The organism is Streptomyces sp. RLA012, assembly GCF_056270325.1.
Window position 1 is genome coordinate 35,688 of the sequence record NZ_JBWDPA010000006.1, and the last position, 16,990, is coordinate 52,677.

Annotated in this window: 9 protein-coding genes and 1 pseudogene; 2 read left to right on the top strand and 8 right to left on the bottom strand. The window is 73.0% G+C overall.

The annotated features are described in order from the left end of the window. Positions 1 to 68: 68 nt before the first annotated feature. The 5 genes from tgmC to RV986_RS53975 all read right to left on the bottom strand — a co-directional run bounded on the left by tgmC (position 69) and on the right by RV986_RS53975 (position 3,431). A complete protein-coding gene (gene tgmC / locus RV986_RS53955; protein WP_475925001.1) occupies positions 69 to 1,247 on the bottom strand; it encodes an ATP-grasp peptide maturase system methyltransferase in 1,179 nt (392 codons plus the stop codon). Beyond that, complete coding sequence (gene tgmB / locus RV986_RS53960) at positions 1,240 to 2,199, bottom strand: ATP-grasp ribosomal peptide maturase (RefSeq protein ID WP_475925002.1); 960 nt, start codon at positions 2,197 to 2,199, stop codon at positions 1,240 to 1,242. The genes tgmC and tgmB overlap by 8 nt, the downstream gene beginning before the upstream one ends. 11 nt (positions 2,200 to 2,210) lie before the next feature. Next, positions 2,211 to 2,483: a putative ATP-grasp-modified RiPP gene (tgmA, locus tag RV986_RS53965; protein WP_475925003.1), complete on the bottom strand. Its 273-nt coding sequence runs from the start codon at positions 2,481 to 2,483 to the stop codon at positions 2,211 to 2,213. Positions 2,484 to 2,746: 263 nt separating this feature from the next. Beyond that, positions 2,747 to 3,031: a DUF7848 domain-containing protein gene (locus tag RV986_RS53970; RefSeq protein WP_475925004.1), complete on the bottom strand. Its 285-nt coding sequence runs from the start codon at positions 3,029 to 3,031 to the stop codon at positions 2,747 to 2,749. Positions 3,032 to 3,197: 166 nt separating this feature from the next. Then, positions 3,198 to 3,431 (bottom strand): hypothetical protein, encoded by a 234-nt coding sequence (locus tag RV986_RS53975; protein ID WP_475925005.1) that lies wholly within the window; start codon positions 3,429 to 3,431, stop codon positions 3,198 to 3,200. 143 nt (positions 3,432 to 3,574) lie between these two features. Here RV986_RS53975 and RV986_RS53980 point away from each other — a divergent pair, with 143 nt between their 5' ends. Together RV986_RS53980 and RV986_RS53985 are read left to right on the top strand one after the other, a co-directional pair. Further along, positions 3,575 to 4,405, top strand: coding sequence for a helix-turn-helix domain-containing protein (locus RV986_RS53980; protein WP_475925006.1), 831 nt, complete (start codon positions 3,575 to 3,577; stop codon positions 4,403 to 4,405). After that, positions 4,398 to 4,610: a DUF397 domain-containing protein gene (locus RV986_RS53985; RefSeq protein WP_475925007.1), complete on the top strand. Its 213-nt coding sequence runs from the start codon at positions 4,398 to 4,400 to the stop codon at positions 4,608 to 4,610. Before RV986_RS53980 ends, RV986_RS53985 begins: the two co-directional genes overlap by 8 nt. A 410-nt stretch (positions 4,611 to 5,020) precedes the next feature. Here the strand turns inward: RV986_RS53985 and RV986_RS53990 are convergent, their stop codons facing one another. The 3 genes and pseudogenes from RV986_RS53990 to RV986_RS54000 all read right to left on the bottom strand — a co-directional run. Next, complete coding sequence (locus RV986_RS53990; RefSeq protein ID WP_475925008.1) at positions 5,021 to 5,398, bottom strand: hypothetical protein; 378 nt, start codon at positions 5,396 to 5,398, stop codon at positions 5,021 to 5,023. 575 nt (positions 5,399 to 5,973) lie between these two features. Beyond that, on the bottom strand, positions 5,974 to 6,618 hold the full coding sequence (locus RV986_RS53995) for an alpha/beta fold hydrolase (RefSeq protein ID WP_475925009.1): 645 nt from the start codon (positions 6,616 to 6,618) through the stop codon (positions 5,974 to 5,976). Positions 6,619 to 6,953: 335 nt separating this feature from the next. Continuing rightward, a pseudogene (locus tag RV986_RS54000) lies at positions 6,954 to 16,985 on the bottom strand (type I polyketide synthase); the annotation flags it as partial. Positions 16,986 to 16,990 lie beyond the last annotated feature (5 nt).

Below are 16,990 nucleotides of genomic sequence, written 5' to 3' on the forward strand. Positions count from 1 at the left end.
AGCGGGAAGCCCCGCCCGCCACGGGAGAACGACGGACAGACGGGGCAGCATGAGGTTTCAACCAGCGGTCACGCCCAGGTGAGGCGTTGCCCGTCGGGGCCGACGTGCAGCCGCATGCGGTCGGCCGACGGGCGTCCATCCGCCTGCCACTGTGCAAGGCGAACGGTGATCTCGTCCCACAGGCGCGCCGCGCCACCCTGCCGCACCATCCACCGCGCGCCGTCTTGGAAGACGACGGCCCACGCTTCGGCGTCCACGTCGATCACGACGTGTTCCGTCCGGCCGTCACGCTCCATCGTGAGCCGCTGTGCCCGCGGCGCGGCGAACTGTGCGACGAACCGGGCCGTCCAGTCGTCGAGCACACCCGCTCCCAGCTCGGCGGGCACCGCGTCGCCCTCGCTGAGGTTCGGCAGGACGCCCAGCGGGGGCGGAAGGTGGGGACGGGCCAGCATGAACGAGACCTGTCCGCCGAGAACCGGGCCGCTGGCCGTGCCATCGTCGGCGACCGTAAGCCGCACGAGTTCGGATGCATGCATCCACCCGCCGACCGTGACCAGCACCTCACCGCCGGTCCGTGTCTGAGCGAGCCAGTCAGCCGGCACGGTGTGCACGCCGCACGTGGCGATCACGCGGTCATACGGGCCGCCCTCCTTGTAACCCGCCAGGCCGTCACCAACCACACGGGCAGGCCAGTATCCGGCGCCCGCGAGTGCCATTCCGGCACGGGCCGACACCTCGGCGTCGACCTCGACCGTGGTCACGTTGTCCTCGCCGACCGCATGGCACAGCAGCGCGGTTGAATAGCCCGTGCCCGTGCCAATCTCAAGGACGCGTGTCCCCTCGGCCGCCCGCAGGTCTTCGAGCATCCGCACGACCAGAGACGGCAGGGTGGACGACGACGACGGGGCCGCGGCGATGCGCCCCTCGACCTGGTCGGGGAAGACGCCCCCGGCGACCTGTGTGACGAGGGTGTCGTCTTCGTAGATCCGCGCGAGTCCTTCCGGAGAGTCCCCGGCCGCAGGCCGGTACCAGCCGCCCTCTTCATACTCGAACCAGCCGCGCGAGAGGAACGCCTCGCGGGGCACCGACATGACGGCCTCCCCCCATTCGGGGCCGCGCGAGAGGAACGCCTCGCGGGGCACCGACATGACGGCCTCCCCCCATTCGGGGCTGCGCAGGGTGCCGGACTTGGACAGACGCCGCGCGAGGTCGGCCCGTAGGTGTTCCGAGAGCAGGGGGTCAGTCATGCTGGCTCGCTCCGTTCTCCAACAGGTCTGCAATTGCGTTTGTGATGGGAAGTCCGGCCGCGTCTTCGAGCCACGCCCATTGGCCGTTGGGGTTGCACTCCAGAAACCACCATGCGCCGTCCACGGTCACGGCGAAGTCGAAGGCACCAAAGCTCAGCCCGAAGTCGGCGAGGAACCGGACCAGCGCCCCGCGTATCCAGTCCGGGCAGGCAATCGGCTCATAGGTGAGGCTCTGATATTCCGCTCGCCAGTCGACGACGCCGGGCGGCGCCGTTATGAGGGCGCTGAACACCCGCTCGCCGACGACGACCGCCCGCACGTCCGCCACCTTGGGCACCTGAGCTTGGAACAGGTGCGCGCTGTGGCTCACCGCACCGTCGATCTCGCCCGCCTCGACGGGCGCGGCCCAGATTCCGGCCGGCTCGCCCTCGACGTCGTACGCCCCGGCGTGCAGGGGCTTGTAGATGGTCGGCTGCTCGGCGCAAAACGCCTTGGCCTCCATTGGGTCGTTCGTGATCAGGGTGGCGGGGACCGTGAATCCGGCCCGCGTAGCCGCATCCAACTGCGCGGGCTTGTACTCCGCCCGCGCGATGGCCTGCGGATGGCTCAGGTACAGGCACCTCGGCAGCGCGCCGAGCACGCCCCCCAGGCCGCGCCTGTTCTCCTGCGCGGCGAACCGGGCGGACTGCTCGCCGCTGTCCGTCGGGTAAACGTTGGGGCGACGGTGGTACAGGGCGCGAACGGCGGATAAGTCGGCCGTACGCTCCCCGACCGTGAGCCGTCCACCCCATCCGCCCGCCCCGGTTCGTGCGGCGATCACCGCCGGGGCGGGAAAGTCCCGTCCGGGATCGAACCGGAGGACAGGCACCTGGCGCCGGTTCAGTTCCGCGATGACCAGATCAGCGGTTGCGTCTTCTTCCTGCGTGCAGACCAGCACCGGGCGTCCGTCCATGGCTCTACCCCCTAGTCCTGCGTGGCGTCGTGGCCGGAGTCAGCGTCTACCTTGCCGTCCTTGCCAACCTGCGTGGGCGGGTAGGTGTTCACGCTCGTACCGTGCTTGCCAAGTTCAGCCGGCGTCATCGCTCCGTCCTCCCCGACCCATCGGCCGGTCTGCGTGGCCGGGTCGACGCCCGCGTACTGCCACGACGAGGGGGAACCGTTGCGCAGCGGAACCATACGACGCAGCCCCCACGGGGCTTGGGTGGCCGTCTGCGTACCTGCGGTGCTTGTCTGCAAGTCTCCTCCTTGATTCGTGCGTTCCGAACAGTGCTGGCGGTACAGGACCCGCCCCGGCAGGCGCTCGACCTGTCCAAGGGTTGCGGGCGGATGATCCGCCGGGGCGGGAGTCTTCGAGCGATGCCGCCCGCGCGGTGCAGTCTCACGGCGGTTGACGGGTCACAGCCACGACGATTACGGCGACCGAGCAGGCCGCCAACGCTGCTGAGCACGAGCCCCCCGGAACGCGCCGTCGGCCGTGACCCTCCACCCGCGTAAGCGCGTCATGCGCGCACCCGACGGACGCTCGCCGGTTCGAGTCCGAGCGGAGTACCGGACGGGGGCTCCATGACCGCGCAGTCGGTGAAGTTCCGGCGGTAGCGCGTGTGCCGGGTCTCCTGCGTGTGCTTGCGCTGCCACTCCTCGGCCTCCGCCGGGTGGTGCCGTACGCCAGACTCGGCGCCGGACTCGGATTCATCCCCCGAAACACAGCGCGCTGCGTACTCCGGCTCTGCCGTCGCGTCCTGCACGATCGTGAACGGCACGTAGCGGAACGTCCGGCGGGTCACCCGCGGTGCTCCTGCCGCTGGTGCTGACGCATCAACACGTTGGCGTCCGTCTCCTTGCTGCCGTCGAACTCGGCGCGCGCGGCCTCGCGTTGCTTGGCTGGTCCGGCGCACGTCGCACAGCCTGCAACGGGTACGGGCGGGCGGCACGTGTCGTAGTTCGGCGCGGTCACAGCGTCCGCCCGGCACAGTTGTTCGCCGCCCTCACTCCGGCGCTCAGCCGCTCCGTCGCGGTGGCCGGGCGGATCTGCCCCGGGTCGGCCTCCCACTCGCAGCCCCCGCCCACGGGGCGCAGCATCGCGTACGGCCCCGCCTTGTCCCGGTACTCCCCCACCTTGCGCGTCTCCGGGTCGTAGACGAGTGCCCCGCGCTCCGGGGGCCGTTCCTCCGCGTGCTGCGTCATGGTCACTCCGTAACACCGTTGGTTGTTCGTCCCTCACCTGAGGCGGGCACTCACGCTGTGTACTCCCAGCATCACCACCGCGACGTACGCTCAACAGGTCGGAAGCCATTCCAACGCAAGCGGAATACCGGGGAGTTGAACACGTGAGCGAGGAAGCCGATCAGGCACATGAGCCCACGAACGGCGCCGCGTACTTCGGGGAGGAGACGAAGGCGCTCCGGGAAACGTTGGGGCTCTCGCAAGGCGCGTTCGCCGACAAGCTGCACTACCAGCAAGCACAGGTCAGCAAGGTTGAGAACGGCGTCGTACTGGCATCGGAGCCGTTCGCAGAGGCCATGGATCGCGTCGCCGGTACACCTGGGGTCTACGCCCGTCTTCGGGCCAAGCTGAGCAAGCAAGGACACCCTGAGTGGTTCATCCCCTACGTCGAGCTTGAGAAGAGTGCGGCGAAGGTTGAAGACTACTCAAACGCGTTCGTAATGGGTGCGCTACAGACTGCGGAGTACGCCGAAGCTGTCTACCGAGCAGCGCACCCACGCGAAACGGATGCACAGATCAAATACAGAGTTGAACTTCGGTTGCGCCGCCACGAGATCCTTGAGCTTGAGGCTCCGCCTCTTCTGTGGGTGATCCTTCACGAATCGGTCCTACGGGCGGTGGTTGGTAGCTCTGCCGTCATGGTCGGACAGCTTGAGCACTTGCTCAGGATGGCTGCAAGCCCTCATGTCTCCCTGCAAGTCCTACAGTTCAAAGCGGGTGCCCCTGCGTCGGGACTCCCGTTTACCCTGCTTACGCAAGCCGACGGGACAACAGTCCTGTACTCGGAAACGACAGGGCAGGGGCACGTGAACGACTCCACGACGGCCGTACGTGACTGGACGGCCACGTACGAGCGGCTGCGCGCTTCGGCCGAGTCAGAGGCCCGGTCACTGCGCCTTATCCACTCGATCATGGAGGAACACGCGAATGAGTAACACGCCGGACCCGCGTGACATGCGTTGGGTCAGCAGCACGTACAGCGATGGTCAGGGAGGGCAGTGCGTCCAATGGGCCCCCGACCATGCACGGGCCACGGGTGAGTTCCTGGTCCGTGACAGCAAGGATCCGAACGGCCCGCACCTGTCCCTGGCCCGTGAGGGGTTCGCCGGTCTCGTGGAGTTCGCCAAGCACCACGGGTGATCCGCTCCCCAACCGGCCCCCGAGTGACCGGCCCTCGCCACACGGCGGGGGCCGTCGTCCTGTCGGCACACGAGCGGCGCCACGCTCGCCCCTGGCGCGGTGACCTGCGGCGGCTGACGCTGCGTGTCGTTGGTCCTTGCGAAACTTGACAGGCATGGATTACGGGACCACGAACCCGTTCGCCGCCCTGCTGCTCGGAGAGGGCACCGACGACCGGCTGTACGTGGCCGCCGAGTGGCGCCACGGCTCCCGCACCACACACCGCAGCATGACCGACGCGCAGTACAGCGCTGCCGTCCGGCCGAAGAGCGGCTGTTGGGCATCATCGCCCGGCAGCTCCCCGCCGACCTCGACGCTCCCGGGTGGGCGCCGCGCAGAAACTCGCCGCCGTGCAGGCCCTACGGCGCGCCTCACAGGCCGTTGTCGACGAACTCGGCAAGGCCGTGACGCTCGAAGTGTTCGACGTCGTCGCCGAGTCGTACAACGTTGGCCACCGTGCCGCCGTCGTCGAACTGGGCGCCCTGTCCGACGAGGCCCGCGCCCTGGTCGAGGCCCTCACCCCGAACGTGCAGCCGGTCGACTGTCTCGCACAGGAAACCGTCGACGTCGTCACCGGCCGGCACCGCTCGATTCTGCGAACGGTCGTCAACAAGTTCCGGGGCGTCGTCGCCCGCGTCACCTCGCTCCCCGGCCGGGGGCGTGACAGTCCGTGGCCAGTTCAGGCGGCACATCGCCATCCACCCCTTGGACGGCAGCGCCCCGCCCGTCCACCCCGACTGCCGGCACATCCAGGGACTCCTCATCCCACCGGGAAGCCACCAGAGCACCGGCCGGCTCCCGGCTCAACTCCGCCAGAAAACCCACCCGTTCCAGCACACTGCCCGACCCGCTCACCCGTGCCCTACAGGGCGCCGCGGAAAGCGGTGCACGTCGCCATCAGCCTGGCCATGCCCGCCGCCCCGCTTTCCCGCACGTGTCCGGTCATCTCCAGGAGCGGCCGCATCCCGGTACTCCGATCGGCCTAACGGCCGCCCATCGCACAAGGACCCGGCCTTCCCGCACCCTGAGGGTGCGGGAAGGCCGGGGAAAGTGCGGGAAGACCACGTTCGTCGGCATCCGGCGAGGACGAGACGGGGAACACCCGTATCTCTCAAAGTCGACGGAAGCCGTAACCGACCAGGATGAAAGCAGTGGCAGGTCCTGAGGATCCGCACCGATGACGCGAAGTAGCATCAACCAGCCTGCTCAAGCCAAACACCCAACAGTTGAAGACCTTTCGCCCATCACCTGCGAAACCCGGTTTTCCCCTGGCTAGGCCCTGTCCTTGGACGCCTCACCCGCACGCCGCCGGCCCGGCCCCGTCTCATTCCACCTGCTTGAGCCAGTCGGCGGTGGCCGCCGCTGTGGTGCGGGCGTGGGCCTCCATCATCGTGAAGTGGTTGCCGGGGACGTCGACCACGGTGTGCGCCCGCTCCCAGGACGCCTGCCACTCATGCGGCTGCAGGGGATCGCTCGCGTCGGCCGGCACCGGGGGCTCGCTGGAGCGCACCAGCAGGACCGGGCTGTCGAAGGGGCCGGGCTCCCATTCCCCGATCATGGCGGCGTACCAGCTCATGGCGGTCAGCCGGTCGGTGTCCATGTGGGCGAACATCGACTCGCGGTCGAACATGCCGCCCAGCATCTGCTGGGAGAACCGCAGGAACGGCGAGTCCGCGCGCGGCATGTAGGTGTCGAGCAGGACCACGGCCGCCGGGGGCCTGCCCTGTTCGTGGAGGTGGCGGGCGGCGGCCAGGGCGAGGATGCCGCCCGAGGAGGAGCCGACGAGGACGACGGGGCCGTCGCCGGCCAGCCGGGTGACCGTCTCGGCCTGGAGCGCGGCGACGGCGTCGAACGAGGCGGGCAGCGCCTCACCGGTGCCGAAGCCCTGCGTGGGCAGGGCCCATACGTCGCGCTCTGAGCGGAAGGCGGAGGCGAACCGCGCGTACTGGTGCACGCCCGCCAGGGCCACGTAGGAGCTGAAGCAGACGAACGGTGTGCCTGCCTCGCCCTTGGAGAGCCTGACCGGTCCGGGGAGCCAGGGCCACGTAGGAGCTGGCAGACCGGTCCGGGCGCCTCGGCCAGTTCCCGCGGGGAGGTGAAGGTCGGCCGCAGTTCGGCGGCGGCCTGCAGCAGGGCGAACCCCTCGTCGACCCGGCCGCTCTGGCAGGCCTGCTTGAACAGGCCGCTGAGCGTGTCCTCGGCGCGCGGGGCGGGCCCCTCGGCCGGTGCCGTGCCGCCTGCGGCGGCCGGTGCCGTCTGCGGGGTGTCCAGCAGCCGCTGGTCGAGGTGGACGGCGAGGAGTTCCGGGGTGGCGTGGTCGAACAGCAGGGTCGGCGGCAGTTTCAGGGCGGTCGCGGTGGCGAGGTGGTTGCGCAGTTCGACGGCGGTCAGGGAGTCGAAGCCCTGTTCGGTGAAGAGCCGGTCGGCCTCCACCGCCTCGGCGGACGTGTGTCCCAGGACCGCCGCGGCCAGTTCGCGGACCAGGCCCACCAGTGCGGTGCGGCGCTCGGCGGGGGCCAGGCCCGCCAGCCGTGCGGACGCGGTCGCCGCCGCCGGGGCGCCCGCCGCGGTGCGGCGGCCGGCCGGCCGGTCGGTGGGCCGCAGCAGGGCGTCCAGGGCGCCGTGTCCCGCCGTGGTGTCCATGGCGATGAGTGCGGGGTGGTCCGTGGTGAGCGCGGTGTCGAGCAGCAGGAGCCCGTCCTTGGCGGACAGCGGCCGCACGCCGCCGCGGGCCATGCGGCGGCGGTCGGTCTCGGAGAGGCCGGCCGTCATGGCGCTGTTGCCCTCCCACAGTCCCCAGGCGAGGGAGGACGCGGGCAGGCCCAGGGACCGGCGGTGGGAGGCGAGCGCGTCCAGGAAGGCGTTGGCGGCGGCGTAGTTCGCCTGGCCCGGCGAGCCGAAGGTGCCCGCGGCGGAGGAGAACAGCACGAACGCGGACAGGCCCAGGCCCGCGGTGAGTTCGTGCAGCAGCCAGCCGCCGTCGGCCTTCGGGCGCAGGACCCGCTCGAAGCGCTCGGCGTCCAGGGCGGTGACCGCTCCGTCGTCCAGGACGCCCGCGGCGTGCACCACGCCGGTCAGCGGCGCCTCGGCGGGGACGGCGGCGAGGAGTTCTTCGACCTCGGCGCGTTCGGCGGTGTCGCAGGCGACGAGGGTGACGCGGGCGCCCAGTTCCCGCAGCTCGTCCACGAGGCCGTCCGCGCCCGGCGCCGCCGGGCCGCCGCGGCTGGTGAGCAGCAGGCTGCGCACCCCGTGGGCGGTGACCAGGTGCCGGGCGACCGTGCTGCCGAGGGTGCCGGTGGCGCCGGTGACCAGGACGGTGCCGGAGGCCAGGTCGGGTGCGGCCGTGCCGGGGCCGACCGGGGCCAGCCCCGGCAGCAGGACCCGGCCGGCGCGCACCGCGCTCTGCGGGGGGCCCGCGGTGACGGCGGCGAGGAAGGCATGGTCGTCCGCCCCGCCGGACACACCGCCGTCGGCGTCGTGCGTTCCGCCGGTGTCGCCGGTTTCGTGCGTTCCGCTGGTGTCGTCGGTTTCGTTGGTGTCGGGCAGGTCCACGAGCTGGAAGCGGCCGGGGTGTTCGGACTGCGCGGAGCGGACCATGCCCCACAGGGCGGCGGCGGCCGGGTCCCGGACGCCGGCGCCGTCGTCGTCGGTGGCCACGGCGGACCGGGTGGCGAACACCAGGCGGGAGGCGGCGAAGCGCTCGTCGCCGAGCCAGCCGCGGATCTGGTCGTGTGCCGGTGTGAGCACCGTGCGGACCGTGCCGGGGACCTCGCGTCCCTGGGGGCGGTGGCCGTCCGGGGCGATCAGTACGACGTCCGGCAGGGTCATGCCGGTGTCCACGGCCTTGCCGAGCGCTTCGAGATCGGCGTAGGTCTCCAGGTGGACGCCCGCGGCGTCGACGGCCCGGGCCACCCGGTCGTCGCCCTCGCCGAGGATGATCCAGCGGACCGTCTCCGGGCGGGGCGCGGTGAGGGCCGACGGTGCGGGGCTCCAGGCCAGGCGCAGCAGTCCGGGTGTCCGGTCGGCGCGTTCGGGCAGCCGTCCGGCGGGGACGGCGCGCAGGGTGAGGGACTCGGCGAAGGCGACGGGGTGGCCGGCGGTGTCGCAGGCGAGCACGGAGAAGCCGTGGTCGTGACCGGCCGGGGCCAGCCGCACCCGCAGGGCGGTGGCGCCCTCGGCGTGCAGGGTCAGGCCGCTCCAGACGAAGGGCAGCATCGCCTCCCCGGCGCCCTCTTCACCCTCTTCGTCCGTCGTGCCCGGGAGGGCGACCAGGAGCGCATGCGTGGCCGCGTCGAACAGGGCGGGGTGCAGGCCGAAGCGTCCGGCGTCGGCGCGGTACTCCTCGGGCAGCGCGACCTCGGCGAACACCTCCTCGCCGCGCCGCCACACGGCGCCCAGGCCCTGGAAGCTGGGCCCGTAGGCGAACCCGGCGGCGGCGAGCCGCTCGTAGTGGTCGCCCGCGGGCACGGCTTCCGCGCCCTGCGGGGGCCAGACGGTCAGGTCGGTGGCGGGGGCGGCCGGTGCCTCGGGGGCCAGGGTGCCCTGGGCGTGCAGCTCCCACGGGGTGCCGGCGCCCGCGGGGCGTGCGTACACGCCGAAGGCGCGCCGGCCTCCCTCGTCGGGTGCCTCGACGGCGACCTGGAGCTGGACGGCGCCCTCGCGGGGAATCACCAGGGGGCTGTACAGGGTGAGTTCGCCGAGGTGGCCGCAGCCGGCGTGGTCGCCGACGTGGACGGCGAGGTCGAGATAGCCGGTCGCGGGCAGGATGACCTGGCCGAGTACGGCGTGGTCGGCGAGCCAGGGGTGGGTGCGCAGCGACAGGCGTCCGGTGAACAGGAGGGTGTCGGAGCCGGCCGGGCTGACGGCGGCGCCCAGGAAGGGGTGTGCGGCCGTCTCCAGGCCGGCGCCCTCCAGGTCGCCGGTCCATGGCGCGCTGGGCATCCAGTAGCGCTCCCGCTGGAAGGCGTAGGTGGGCAGCGGGACGGGCCGGGCGCCGGGGAACAGGGCGCGCCAGTCGGGTTCGGTGCCGTTCGTGAACAGCCGGCCCAGTGCGGTCAGGACGCCGCGGACCTCGGGGACGTCCTTGCGGACGGCCGGGACGAGCAGGGCCTCGGCGCGGTCGGGGTCCTCCAGGACCGCCTGGGCCATGGCGGTGAGGGTGGCGTCGGGGCCGACCTCCAGGAAGCGGGTGGCGCCCAGGTCGTCGCGGGTGCGGCGGACGGCGTCGTGGAAGCGGACGGGCTCGCGGACGTGGCGCACCCAGTACTCGGGGTCGGTCAGCTGCTGGGCGCCGGCCGGCCGGCCGGTCGTGCCGGAGACGACGGTCAGGCGCGGCGCGGCGTAGGTGAGCTGGGCGGCGACGGTCCGGAAGGCGTCGAGCATGGGTTCCATCAGCGGGGAGTGGAAGGCGTGGCTGACGCGCAGCCGGGAGGTCTTGCGGCCCATCGCCGTCACCTGGTCGGCGACGGCGGTGACGGCGTCCTCGGTGCCGGAGACGACGGTGGCGAGGGGCCCGTTGAGGGCGGCGACGGCGATCTCCGTCTCCCGTCCGGCGAGCAGGGGCAGTACCTCCGCCTCGGAGGCCTGCAGGGAGACCATCGCTCCGCCCTCGGGCAGGTCCTGCATGAGCCGGCCGCGGGCGGCGACGAGGGTGCAGGCGTCCCCCAGGGAGAGCACGCCGGCGACGTGCGCCGCGGCGATTTCGCCGACGGAGTGGCCGGTGACCTGGTCGGGCACGATGCCCCAGGACTCCAGCAGGCGGTAGAGGGCGACCTCGAAGGCGAACAGGGCGGGCTGGGCGTGCTCGGTGCGGTTGAGGATCTCGGCGTCGGCGCCGGCGTCCAGGACGAGGTCGCGCAGCCCGGGCAGGTGGGCGCAGACGGCGTCGAAGGCCTCGGCGAACACCGGGAACTCCTGGTGGAGTTCGCGTCCCATGCCGGGGCGCTGGGCGCCCTGGCCGGTGAAGAGGAACGCGGTCCTGCCGCCGCTGCGCGCGGTGCCGGCCGGTGTCTGGGGGCCGCCGTGTCCGGCGGCCAGGGCGGTGAGGCCGTCGGTGAGTTCGGTGCGGTCGGCGCCCAGGACGAGGGCCCGGTGCTCGAAGGCGGTACGGGTGGCCGCGAGGGACAGGCCCACGTCGCGGGGGTCCGCGTCCGGCCGGTCGGCGAGGTGGGCGAGCAGGCGGCTCGCCTGGTCGCGCAGGGCGGCGGCGCTGCGGCCGGTGAGTACCCAGGGGGTGAGGGATCCGCCGCGGTGGGCGTCGCTGTGCGGTGTGTCCTCGGCGGGCGGGGCGGCTTCGATGATGACGTGGGCGTTGGTGCCGCTGATCCCGAAGGACGACACTCCGGCGCGGCGGGGGTGTCCGGCCCCGTCGGCGGGCCAGCCGACGGCCTCGGTCAGCAGCCGGACATCACCCGCCTCCCAGTCCACGTGGGTGGAGGGTTGGTCGACGTGCAGGGTGGGCGGCAGGACCTCGTTCTGCAGGGCCAGGACCATCTTGATGACACCCGCCACCCCCGCGCCGGCCTGGGTGTGGCCGATGTTCGACTTCACCGACCCCAGCCACAACGGCCGCCCCTCCGGCCGCTCCTGGCCGTAGGTCGCCAGCACCGCCTGGGCCTCGATCGGGTCACCGAGGGTGGTGCCGGTGCCGTGCGCCTCCACCACATCCACCTCCGCCGCCGCGACGCCCGCGTCGGCGAGGGCCGCGCGGATCACCCGCTGCTGCGCGGGCCCGTTGGGAGCGCTCAGACCGTTGGACGCACCGTCCTGGTTGACCGCCGAGCCGCGGACCACGGCCAGCACCGGGTGGTGGTTGCGGCGGGCGTCGGAGAGGCGTTCCACCAGGAGCATGCCGCCGCCCTCGGAGAAACCGGTGCCGTCCGCCGCGTCCGCGAACGCCTTGCACCGGCCGTCGGCTGCCAGACCGCGCTGGCGGCTGAAGTCGACGAACAGGCCGGGGGTCGACATGACGGTGACGCCGCCGGCGAGGGCGAGGTCGCACTCGCCGGTGCGCAGGGACTGGATCGCGAGGTGCAGGGCGACCAGGGAGGCCGAGCAGGCGGTGTCGATGGTGACCGCCGGGCCTTCCAGGCCGAAGGTGTAGGAGAGCCGGCCGGACATGACGCTGGCGGAGTTGCCGGTGCCGAGATGGGCGCCGGCGTCCTCGTCGTGGGCCAGCGGGCGGGAGGTGTAGTCCTGGTAGTTGGTGCCGGCGAAGACGCCGGTGCGGCTGCCGCGCAGGGTCTTGGGGTCGATGCCGGCCCGTTCGAAGGCCTCCCAGGAGACTTCCAGCAGCAGGCGCTGCTGCGGGTCCATCGCGACGGCCTCGCGGGGCGAGATGTTGAAGAACCCCGGGTCGAAGTCGGCGAAGGTGGAGAGGAATCCGCCGACGCGGGTGGAGACGCGGCCGGGCTGTCCCGACTCGGGGTCGTAGAGGGCGTCCAGGTCCCAGTCGCGGTCGTCGGGGAAGGCGGTGATCGCGTCGGTGCCGTCGGCGAGCAGCTGCCAGAACTCCTCGGGTGTGTTCGCCTCGTGGGGGAAGCGGCAGGCCATGCCGACGATGACGATCGGGTCGTCCGGGTCGTCCGGGTCGTCCTCGGTATCCGTGCCCCGTGCCGCGAGAGCGGTGGTGGCCGTGGTGGCCGGGGCGGGGGCGGCGGGGGCGAAGGCGGCGCTGAGGTGTTCGGCGAGGGCGGCGGGGGTGGGGTAGTCGTAGACGAGGGTGGTGGGCAGCCGCATGCCGGTGGCCTCGCCCAGGGTGTTGCGCAGTTCGACGGCGGTGAGCGAGTCGAAGCCGAGTTCGCGGAAGGCCCGGGTGGGTTCCACGTCCTCGGGGCTGGGGTGGTTGAGGACGTAGGCGATGTGGGCGCGGACGAGGGTGAGCAGGGTGTGCCTGCGGTCGCTCTCGCCGAGCGGGGCGAGCTGCTCGGCGAGGCCGGTGGCGCCGGTGTGTTCCTGCTCCGGTCCGGGGCGGGGGGCGGCGGTCAGGGCCTGGCGCAGTTCGGGCAGGGCGGCGTAGACGCGGCGCGGGCGGCCCTTGAGGAGTTCGGCGCCGAACAGTTCCCAGTCGGTGTCGGTCACCACGAGCGTGGTGTCGTCGTGGTCGAGGGCGTGCTGCAGCGCGGTGACGGCGGTGGCGGGGTCCATGAGGCGTATGCCGTGGCGCTCCAGGCGTTCGCCGATGCTGTCGGAGACCATGCCGCCGTCGGCCCAGCCGCTCCAGGCGACGGCGGTGGCCGGCAGGCCGCGGGAGCGGCGGTCCTCGGCGAGGGCGTCGAGGAAGGCGTTGCCGGGGGCGTAGTTGCCGTGGCCGGGGCTGCCGAAGATGCCGGAGGAGGAGGAGAACAGGACGAAGGCCGACAGGTTCAGGCCGGCGGTGGCGGCGTCGAGGTTGAGGGCGCCGCCCGCCTTCACGCGCAGGACCTCAAAGAGGCGTTCGGGGGTGAGGGAGGCGATGACGCCGTCGTCGAGGACGGCGGCGGTGTGGAACACGGCGGTCAGGGGCCGCTGGTCGGGTATGGCGGCGAGCAGGCGGGCGAGGTCGTCGGGGTCGGCGATGTCGCAGCGGGCGAGTTCGGTCCGGGCGCCGAGGGCGGCGAGTTCGGCGGTGAACTCCTGGGCGCCGGGCGCGTCGGGTCCCGAGCGGCTGACGAGCAGCAGGTCACGGGCGCCGGAGCGGGCCAGCCAGCGGGCGACGTGGCGGCCGAGGGCGCCGGTGCCGCCGGTGACCAGGACGGTGCCCTCGGGTGTCCAGTGGCGGCTGCCGGGCAGTCCTCCGGTGGCGGCGTGCAGCAGCCGGCGGGCCAGGACGCCGGTGGCGCGGACCGCGACCTGGTCCTCGTGGTCGCGGCCGGCCAGCACGCCGGTGAACCGGTCGGCGGCCCGGTCGTCGAGGGTGGCGGGCAGATCGACGAGACCGCCCCAGCAGTCGGCCTGTTCGAGGGCGACGACGCGTCCGAATCCCCAGACCAGCGACTGGGCGGGGGCGTCGATCCCGGTGTGGGGTGCGGTCGCGACGGCGCCCCGGGTGGTGAACCACACCGGGAGGTGCGCGGCGAGGTCGTCCAGCGCCTGGACGAGGGTGACGGTTGCGGCGAAGCCCCGCGGCACGGCGGGGAACGCGGGCAGCGGGTCCTCGTCGAGGGCGAGCAGGCTGACGATTCCGGCCGCGCCGGCGACGGCGTCGGTGAGGCGGGCGGTGAAGGCGGCGCGGTCGGCGGCGCAGTCCACCGCGACGGTGAGAGGGGTCGCGCCGGCGCGCTGGAGGGCGGCGGCGAGGGCGGTGGCCTCGGGGCCGTCCTCGCGGCCGGCGGGGACGACGAGGGGCCAGGTGCCGGTGAGGGCGGGCGCGGGCGTGTCCTGGAGGGGGTGCCAGGCGATGCGGTAGCGCCAGGAGTCGGCGACGGCTCCCTCGGCGCTGCGCCGGCGGTAGTGCGCCAGGGCCGGTACGAGGGCGGAGACGGCGTCCGTGTCGAGGCCGAGGGCGGCGGCGAGGGTCGCCCGGTCGCCCTGTTCGACGGCCTCCCAGAAGGGTGCGTCGGCGGTGGTGGCGGGTGTGGCGGAGGCGGCGGCGCGGGTGAACTCGGGCCAGTAGCGGCGGCGTTGGAAGGCGTAGACCGGCAGGTCGACGCGGTGGGCGGGGCCGCCCTGGGCGGCGCTGAAGTCGACGCGGCAGCCGCGTACGTCGAGTTCGGCCAGGGAGAGCAGGAAGCGGCCCGGTCCGCCGTCGCCGCGGCGCAGGGTGCCGGCGACCGCGGTGTCGGCGACGCCGAGGGTGTCCAGGATGTCGCCGACGGTGGGGGCCATCACCGGGTGGGGGCCGACCTCGACGAAGACGCGGTGGTCCGCGGCGGCCAGCGCCTTGACGGTGTCTTCGAGGCGGACGGTCTGGCGGACGTTGCGGTACCAGTAGTCCGCGTCCAGTGCGGTGGTGTCCTCGATCCGGCCGCCGGTGACGGTGGAGTAGAACGGTATGTCGGCCTGGTGCGGGACGATCGGTGCGAACCCGGCGAGGAGGTCCTCGCGCACCTCTTCGATGCGGGCGGAGTGCGAGGCGTAGTCGATGGCGACGCGGCGGGCCCGTACGCCCTCGTCGGTGAGCTGGGCGAGGAGGGCGGTGAGTGCCTCCTCGTCGCCGGAGACGACGACCGCGCGGGGGCCGTTGATGCCGCCGACGGACAGCCGGTCCTCCCAGCGGGCCAGGCGGTGTTCGACGTCGGCGAGCGGCAGCGGGACGAAGAGCAGGCCGCCGCGGCCGGCGAGCGGGCGCAGGGCGTGGGCGCGGGCGACGACGACCTGGGCGGCGTCCTGCAGGGTGAGGGCGCCGGCGATGTGCGCGGCGGCGATCTCGCCCTGGCTCTGGCCGGCGACGGCGACGGGGTGCACGCCGCAGGACTGCCACAGGCGGGCGAGGGCCACGCACACCACGAACAGGGTGGGCTGGACGATGTCGAGGCGCTCCAGCGGCGGGGCGCCCTCGGTGCGGCGCAGGACGTCGAGGATCTTCCAGTCGGTGAGCGCCTCGACGGCGGCGGCGGTCTCGGTGAAGTGGGTGCGGAAGCGTTCGTCGCCGTCGAGGAGTGCGGTGGCCATCTCCTCCCACTGCGGGCCGTGTCCGGGGAAGAGGAAGACGGCTCCGCCCTCGGTGTCGGCGACGCCGCGGACGACGCAGGGGGCGGGGGTGCCCTCGGTGACGGCGTCCAGGCCGGCCAGGAGTTCGTCGTGGTCGCGGGCGACGACGACGGCGCGGTGTTCCAGGGCGGGCCGGGTGGCGGCCAGCGACCAGGCGATGTCGGCGGGGTGCTGGGTGCGTCCCCCGCCCGTGCGCAGGTGTTCGCCCAGGCGCCGGGCCTGGGCGCGCAGGGCGGTGTGTGTGCGGCCGGACACCGGGAAGGCGAAGGGGCCGCCGGAGGCGGTCGGGGGTGGTGTGTCGGTGGCGGGCTGTTGCTGTTCCTCGGGCGCGGGGGGCTGTTCGAGGATGACGTGGGCGTTGGTGCCGCTGACGCCGAACGAGGAGACGCCGCAGCGCAGCGGCCGGCCGGCGGCCGGCCAGGGCCGGTCGGCGGTGAGCAGTTCGACCCTTCCGGCGGACCAGTCGACGTGGCTGGAGGGCTCGTCGACGTGCAGGGTGGCCGGCAGGTGCCGCTCGCGCAGCGCGAGGACCATCTTGATGATGCCGGCGACGCCGGCGGCGGCCTGGGTGTGGCCGAGGTTGGACTTCACCGAGCCGAGCAGCAGCGGCCGGTCGGCGGGCCGGTCCTGGCCGTAGGTGGCCAGCAGGGCCTGGGCCTCGATGGGGTCGCCCAGCGCGGTGCCGGTGCCGTGCGCCTCGACGGCGTCCACGTCTGCCGGGGCCAGGCCCGCGGAGGTGAGGGCCTGCCAGATGACGCGTTCCTGGGAGGGGCCGTTGGGGGCGGTCAGGCCGTTGGAGGCGCCGTCCTGGTTGACGGCGGAGCCGCGGACCACGGCGAGCACGGGGTGGTTGTTGCGGCGGGCGTCGGCGAGCCGTTCGACGACCAGGACGCCGGCGCCCTCGCCCCAGGCGGTGCCGTCGGCGGCGTCGGCGAAGGCGCGGCAGCGGCCGTCGCGGGAGAGCCCGCGCTGCCGGCTGAACTCCAGGAAGACCGTGGGCGTCGACATGACGGTGACGCCGCCGGCGAGCGCGAGGTCGCACTCGCCGGAGCGCAGCGCCTGCACGGCCAGGTGCAGGGTCACCAGCGAGGACGAGCACGCGGTGTCGAGGGACACCGCGGGGCCTTCCAGCCCGAGGGTGTAGGAGATGCGGCCGGACAGAACGCTGGAGGAGTTGCCGACGCCGTCCTCGCCCGCGTTGTCCGACAGGCTCAGCAGGGTGGTGTAGTCCTGCAGGTTGGTGCCGGCGAACACGCCGGTGCGGCTGCCGCGCAGTGCCACCGGGTCGATGCCGGCGCGCTCCAGGGCCTCCCAGCAGATCTCCAGCAGGATCCGCTGCTGCGGGTCGGTGCCGACGGCCTCGCGCGGCGAGATGCCGAAGAAGCCGGCGTCGAAGTCCCCCACGCGGTCGATGAATCCGCCCATGCGGGTGTAGCTCTTGCCGGGCGTCCCGGGTTCGGGGTCGTACAGGGCGTCGGTGTCCCAGCCGCGGTCCTGGGGCCACTCGGTCATGGCGTCGGCGCCCGACCGCAGCAGCCCCCACAGTCCCTCGGGGTCGCTCACGCCTCCCGGGAAGCGGCAGCCCATGGCGACGATCGCTATGGGTTCCTGGCTGCGCGCCTCGACCTCGCGCAGTCGCTGCCGCGTCTGGTGAAGGTCGGCCGTGACCTTCCTCAGATAGCCGAGGATCTTCTCCTCATCGCTCATGCGTC